This is a genomic window from Nostoc sp. CALU 1950 (genome assembly GCF_051172895.1).
GTDB classification, from domain to species: Bacteria; Cyanobacteriota; Cyanobacteriia; order Cyanobacteriales; family Nostocaceae; genus Nostoc; species Nostoc edaphicum_A.
On record NZ_JBDNJQ010000030.1, the window covers coordinates 54337 to 60336 of the forward strand.

The window sequence follows — 6000 nt, forward strand, 5'->3', positions numbered from 1 at the left end:
GGTAATCTAAAAATTTATGCAGTGCTGGCACTCAGTTAGAGGCGTAGCCCAACCCAGGCGTTGCATTTCTGTACTATCTCCTTCAACAGCCGATTTATTGCTTAACTATAATTGAATCTAATCTGTCTAGTCGAATTTACCGAACATACAAATTATAGTAAACCGTAATTATTTCTCACGTCTATTTTGGGACGGCAATCATCAATTACTTGGTGATATTAACCGAACTTACAGCAGGTTTAACTCTACATAATATGAATATGTAAGCACAAGTTGAAGTGCAAAACTGATTAAGTAAAAGCTAACTGATGCGAGGAAGGGTTATGACACTAGTTCGTTGGAATCCTTGGAGAGAAATTGACACTCTACAAAATCAAATCAATAGTTTATTTGAAGATACCAGACTACCATCTACATTCTTGGAAAGAGGCTTGAGCAAAGTTCCTGCTGCCGAAATACAAGAAACTGAAGATGCGATTCATCTGAAGTTAGAACTGCCAGGAATAGAAGCGAAAGACCTGGATGTGCAAGTCACGGAAGATGCTGTTTACGTTAGCGGTGAGCGGAAGTCGGAAACTAAAACAGAGGAAAAAGGTGTTACTAGAAGTGAGTTTCATTACGGCAAATTTCAACGCGTAATTCCTCTATCGGCTCGAATTCAAAATACTAACGTTACGGCAGATTATAAAGACGGTATCTTGAATCTGACACTGCCTAAAACTGAGCAAGAAAAGAACAAAGTTGTTAAGGTTAATTTGGAACAACGTGCTAACTAATGGTTTGCGATCAGACTACTTTACCTCCAATGATTGGTTGAAATAGTTAAGAGCTTGGTCATGCGAGTGACCAGGCTTTTTTCTAAGCAATTTAGCGTTGATAAAAAAGTACTAAATACTTTCGAGATTTTTCAGCACTTCTGCGGCTGACTGATATCTTTGAGTGAAGTCAAAATGTACCATTCTATTTAAAATAATCACTAATTCGTTTGTAGCCTCAGTTAGTTCGCGCCAATGTTGCCAAACCTGTTGATTTCCATCAGATTCTTTTGAAATAATTATTTCACCAGTGTTTGTGTCTCTACGAAATTCTCTTGGTTCTACCCCAGTTAAACCTTGTATTCCCATAATTCCCAACGCATAAATATCGCTGTTCAGTTTTGGCAATCCGCTCATTTGTTCAGAAGGTGCGTAATTAGGAGTGCCAATTGAAATAGTCTGAGCTTCTTGCTGCTGAGGTTGAATCTGTTTAACAGCACCAAAGTCAATTAAAACAATGTGCTGATCTGATTCTCGTCTAATCAAGTTACTAGGTTTAATATCTCGATGGATGACGCCATAGCTGTGAACAAAAACAAGCACGTTTAAAACTTCTTTGAGCATCTCTACAACTTCAGCTTGTTTGAGTCGTTTCCCAGAAGATAGCTCTTTATCCATAGCGTGCCCTCGAACAAATTCTTGGACTAAAGAAAATTGTCGATTTTCTTCAAAAAAAGCTAGCAATTGGGGAATTTGTGGATGCTTACCCAAAATTTCTAAAATTTCTGCTTCAGCATCAAATAGGCGTCTGACGACATTTAAATATTCTGCATCTTGGCGGGGAGGTCGCAACTGTTTAACCACACACTGCGGATTACCAGGGCGCTGGATATCGTCAGCCAAATAAGTATTGCTAAATCCTCCAGAACCCAAGGGTTGAGTAATTTTGTAGCGGTTGTTTAGTAACGTGCCTAGCGAGATTTCCTGCCCAATGGAATCAGCAATTACCGTTGGTGCTTCATTAGCAGCATTGCCGCGCTGTCGTAAAAGACCTTGCAATTCCACAATTAATTGTTGGTGTTCTTGAACCCGTTGGGTAATTTCTTTTTGCTCTTGCTTCGTTTGATAAGCAGTATAAGCAAGGACACTCCCAGCGGTAAATACTAACCCCAACGCCGGAGATATTACTGGCAACCATCCAGCTTGGGTAAAAATGACAAAATTAGCTCCAAATAACACTGCAAGGGCTGTTGCTCCTGCTAATCCTAAGCCTAGTGGATGTTGAATTCGCCATACTAACAACCCACCAACTAAAGTCCATCCCCATATCAAAAGGACTTCACCCCACTCAGGCAAAAACCAAAATAGAGGCTGTTTGTTAAGAACAGCACTGAGAACTTGGCTAACACTGTGGGCATGAATTTCAATTCCGGCTATTTTGCCAGAATTATCTGACTTACCACTAGCAAATGGCGTATTAAAAATATCATTTAAACTATTGGCTGTTGAACCAATTAAAACGATGCGGTCTTTGACCAAATCTGGTTTAACTTGATTTGCAAGTACTTCTGTAATAGTTACCTGCTGGGCGACCTGATGACCAGAACGGTAGTTAAGCAGGATTTGGTAGCCATTGGTATCGGCTTTTTGATAACCGCCAGCGTTACTTTGCAGAGGTTTAAATACAGTATCTCGTAGTTGTAGTTCCTTTTTTGGGGTAAATTCTAGTTGGATGCCTCCAACTTCTAAGTATTTGAGTGCGAGTTGTAAGCTAAAAGAATAAGTACTTTGACAAGAATCGGACTCTTCTGCACTTACCAATAATAGGTTGCGGCGAATTGTGGCATCAGTGTCTTCTACGACATCATTAAATCCTACTCGCTCTGCTTCAACCCCTTTTGGGGGCGCTATTCCCGGATTGTTAGAACCAGAATGTTTGCAGATAGGAATGATGATATCGCTCTGTTGTAGGCGTTGCAGGAGTTTTTCATGACCAGGCTGTACTGGTAAGTCACGAAAAATATCTAGACCAATGGCTCGCGGTTCATAAGCTTCAAGTTTGCCTAATAGTTGGTCTAGAAGTTCACCAGACAGGGGCCAATTCCATTTTTGGATATCTTTTTCACTTAAAGCAACTATCAACAGACGAGCGTCTGGGCCTGGGTCGGCACGTAATTGCATCATTTGGTCGTAGACCTTCATTTCCAGAGGCTCGAAAACCCCAAGTTTTTGAATGCCTACTAGTAAAAGTGTAGCGATCGCACTTGAAAGAATAACTGGCTGTCTAAATAAACTTTTATAATTTGCAACCATCTTTTTAAATAGGTTTTACTTTAAAATATACGGATATTTTTAGATGAATTTTTATTATTGAAATTATTCTACGCAATTTGCAACTTTTCAAAAAATATAGTAATTATATTTTACTTGCAAGCACTGAAATGCCAAGATCCCCAACTTCTTTAAGAAGTCGGGGATCTTTTTGTTCGTAACTCATCTATGATTGCTATATCTGTTTAAGATAATGCACGATCGCCTCTGCTGTTGGCAAATTAGTTGCCAGTAAAACTTGATTAATAGTGCATAATCTCAGCAATGCTTCTTCATTTGCTTGACCAGACTGGGGTTGCAGCAAATCTCTCAGGAAAATAACTGCTAAAATTTCTCCTGCTCCAACCAATGAAGCAATTGTTTGATATCCTCCAGAAGTTGGTGCAGGGGTTTGTTGACTAATAGTTATCCCTGCTTGTTGATGTAAGACTTCACTAACAGATGGCCAGGTAATTGTAAAGCTCTCTGAGAAAAATTCCTGATGTTGACAAACAAATTCAGCAAGTTCTGATTTCTTGCTTTCGTGAGCAATGAGTACTATATTTCTTTCAATGAGCGTTTCTTCTGGAGTATCCTGAAACTCATCTTTTTTTACTTCAGTAACTTCTTCACTAGTCTGACTGATACTCTCGGTAGCTCCACTTTCTGTTGTTTCCAAAAATTGAATGTCAGCTGAGTTAAAAACTTCATTTACTTGTGCAGAAACATCATCAACATCTACATTGACTTCTTCAGTACTTGTATTACTTGAATCAATGTATTGACTGCTGAAAACTTCCGGGACGTTATCATCAAGCGTAGTCAATGTTTCAGGAACTTCATTGACTGTTTCATCAGCAGCAGAACTAGATTCTACTTCATGAACATCTGCGCTGTCTTCTGCTGTAAATGATATATCTAAATCTACCAATTCATCACTGATGTCTTGTGTCGCTTGGCTCAAGGGTTCTTCCGGCTGAATATCCGCTTCTTCAGGAATTTGACTGATAGCCTCATCAACATCTGCACTAACTTCTTCTACGACTGGCGTATCCAAATCTACTACTTCATTATGAGTAGCTTCTGGAATGACGCTCTCCTCCTCGGATACTTGATAAAAAATATCGCGCGGTTGTACAAAAGTGACTTCTGCTGCTAGTGCTGCCTCCCACTCTGCATCTTCATCGGAAGTAGATTCTGCAATGGTACTCTTCTGTGCAGGAACTTCGTTGAAAATATCACGCGGCTGTACGAAAGTGACTTCTGCTTCCAGTGCTGCCTCTAACTCTGCATACTCATCGTAGCTAGCTTCTGGAATGGCACTTGTATCACGCTGCTGGACGATAGTAGATTCTGCCGCCAGTGCTGCTTCTAACTCTGCAATCTCGTCGTCGGTAGCTTCTGGAAGGATACTTTCCTCTTCAGGAGTTTCAATGATGTTTTCAGGTGCAGCGATCGCATCATCAGCTACAGTAAAAGAAACTTCCTCACCATCTTCGCTGACTTCTGCAACTTCTACTTCCTCACTATCTGCGCTGACTTCTGTTGTAACTAAACGCAAATCCACAATTTCATCACGAACATCGTGTGGAACTTCGCTGACTGCTTCTGGTGACTGAATGATGTTTTCAGGGGCGATTATCTCAACAACCGGGATGACATCATCACCTTGATTAGAAACAACTTCGGAGATTTCGCTGATTTCTGGGGAAGGTGCTTCTACTTCGGGAGTAATTGGCGCTGCAACTTCGTTGACTACTTCTGGGGCTGGTGTAGCAACGTTGGGAGTGCTGATATTTTCAGGCGATCGCGGTCGAGAAAACAGTGAAGGATCTATAATTCTAAAGACTGTCTCTGGTTGTTCATAAGCGGGAGCAACTGCTTCTAAGATCAAAACATAATCTGCAATCCGAATAACATCTCCATCGCTCAAAGAATATGGTCGATCTTTTTCAGCTTGTTTCCCATTAAATATTGAGCCATTTCTACTGCCAAGGTCAGAGAAGTAGTAATTTCCACCTTTCACAAAAAACTTAGCATGTACCCGACTGATATCAGGACTATCTAGAAGTAAATCAGAATCAGGAGAACGACCTATTAGCCATTCTCCTCTCGGTGTAGTTTCTATGGTAAGGTCAACTTCATTGACTTCATTTAAAGTTGGTGAGTAGCTAACTTTTACTTTCATATTAATTTTTGGTTAATTTTATTGATTTCCGCTACCCAGCGCTGACGGGTAGTGTGTTCTAAATTTAAAATATCATCTTGTGACCAGTGGAAATGATAAGCAATAAAAGCTACCTCCTCATATAAAGTATCAGAGGGGTAGCTTAGGACTCCCCCGCTAGTTCTAGCTCCACTGAAAATTGAGTATTACAGTGGGGACATTGTGTCGGAATATGTACATTGCCTTGCTGATTAATTCGATTGTAAAATTCTCGGAGATAGGCAATGTCATGTAAAAGCAGTCCTTCGAGTAAATCAGGACTAACAGAATTGAAACTGCCCAAGCGAGTGATAACCCGCGCAAGCATCACCAAAACACCGTAAGCTGGATTTTCCTGCACTCCGCGTTCTTGTTGCACCAAAATTTCATCTTTGGCGGTGGCTAAACGCATCACCCCATGACGATGTACTCGTTGTTCGCCATCACTCAATCCTCTAGGAAGAGTGAAGGCAAATTCTGTGCAGAGAGTATCCTTTTTACGGCGCATAGGTAATTTGGGCATTGGGAATTGGAAATTGACTGGTTCCCAGCCTGAAGGCTGGGAACCCATTCTGGGAGGCTCTGCCTCCTCTTTGTTGACAAGAGGTAGAACCTCTGGGAATACATTCCCAGCCTCCAGGCTGGGAACGAGGCTAATGAGGCTTTGAACTCCGTTAATGAGGCTTTGAACTCCATTAATGAGGCTTTGAACTCCATTAATGAGGCTTT

Annotated in this window: 5 protein-coding genes; 1 reads left to right on the forward strand and 4 read right to left on the reverse strand. The window is 40.9% G+C overall.

Annotated elements, in window-relative coordinates; translation table 11 throughout:
• The first annotated feature begins 323 nt into the window (after positions 1 to 323).
• Positions 324 to 776, forward strand: coding sequence for an Hsp20/alpha crystallin family protein (locus ABF638_RS11255; protein WP_435022815.1), 453 nt, complete (start codon positions 324 to 326; stop codon positions 774 to 776).
• Positions 777 to 887: 111 nt separating this feature from the next.
• On the opposite strand, the gene ABF638_RS11260 is transcribed toward ABF638_RS11255, so the two are convergent.
• The 4 genes from ABF638_RS11260 to ABF638_RS11275 all read right to left on the reverse strand — a co-directional run.
• Complete coding sequence (locus tag ABF638_RS11260) at positions 888 to 3068, reverse strand: CHASE2 domain-containing protein (RefSeq protein WP_435022816.1); 2181 nt, start codon at positions 3066 to 3068, stop codon at positions 888 to 890.
• 193 nt (positions 3069 to 3261) lie between these two features.
• On the reverse strand, positions 3262 to 5253 hold the full coding sequence (locus ABF638_RS11265) for an FHA domain-containing protein (RefSeq protein ID WP_435022817.1): 1992 nt from the start codon (positions 5251 to 5253) through the stop codon (positions 3262 to 3264).
• Positions 5250 to 5432: a DUF6760 family protein gene (locus ABF638_RS11270; RefSeq protein WP_084227029.1), complete on the reverse strand. Its 183-nt coding sequence runs from the start codon at positions 5430 to 5432 to the stop codon at positions 5250 to 5252. The genes ABF638_RS11265 and ABF638_RS11270 overlap by 4 nt, the downstream gene beginning before the upstream one ends.
• Positions 5396 to 6000: hypothetical protein (locus ABF638_RS11275; RefSeq protein ID WP_435022818.1), on the reverse strand; the 605-nt coding region annotated here is incomplete at its 5' end. The genes ABF638_RS11270 and ABF638_RS11275, both read right to left, overlap by 37 nt.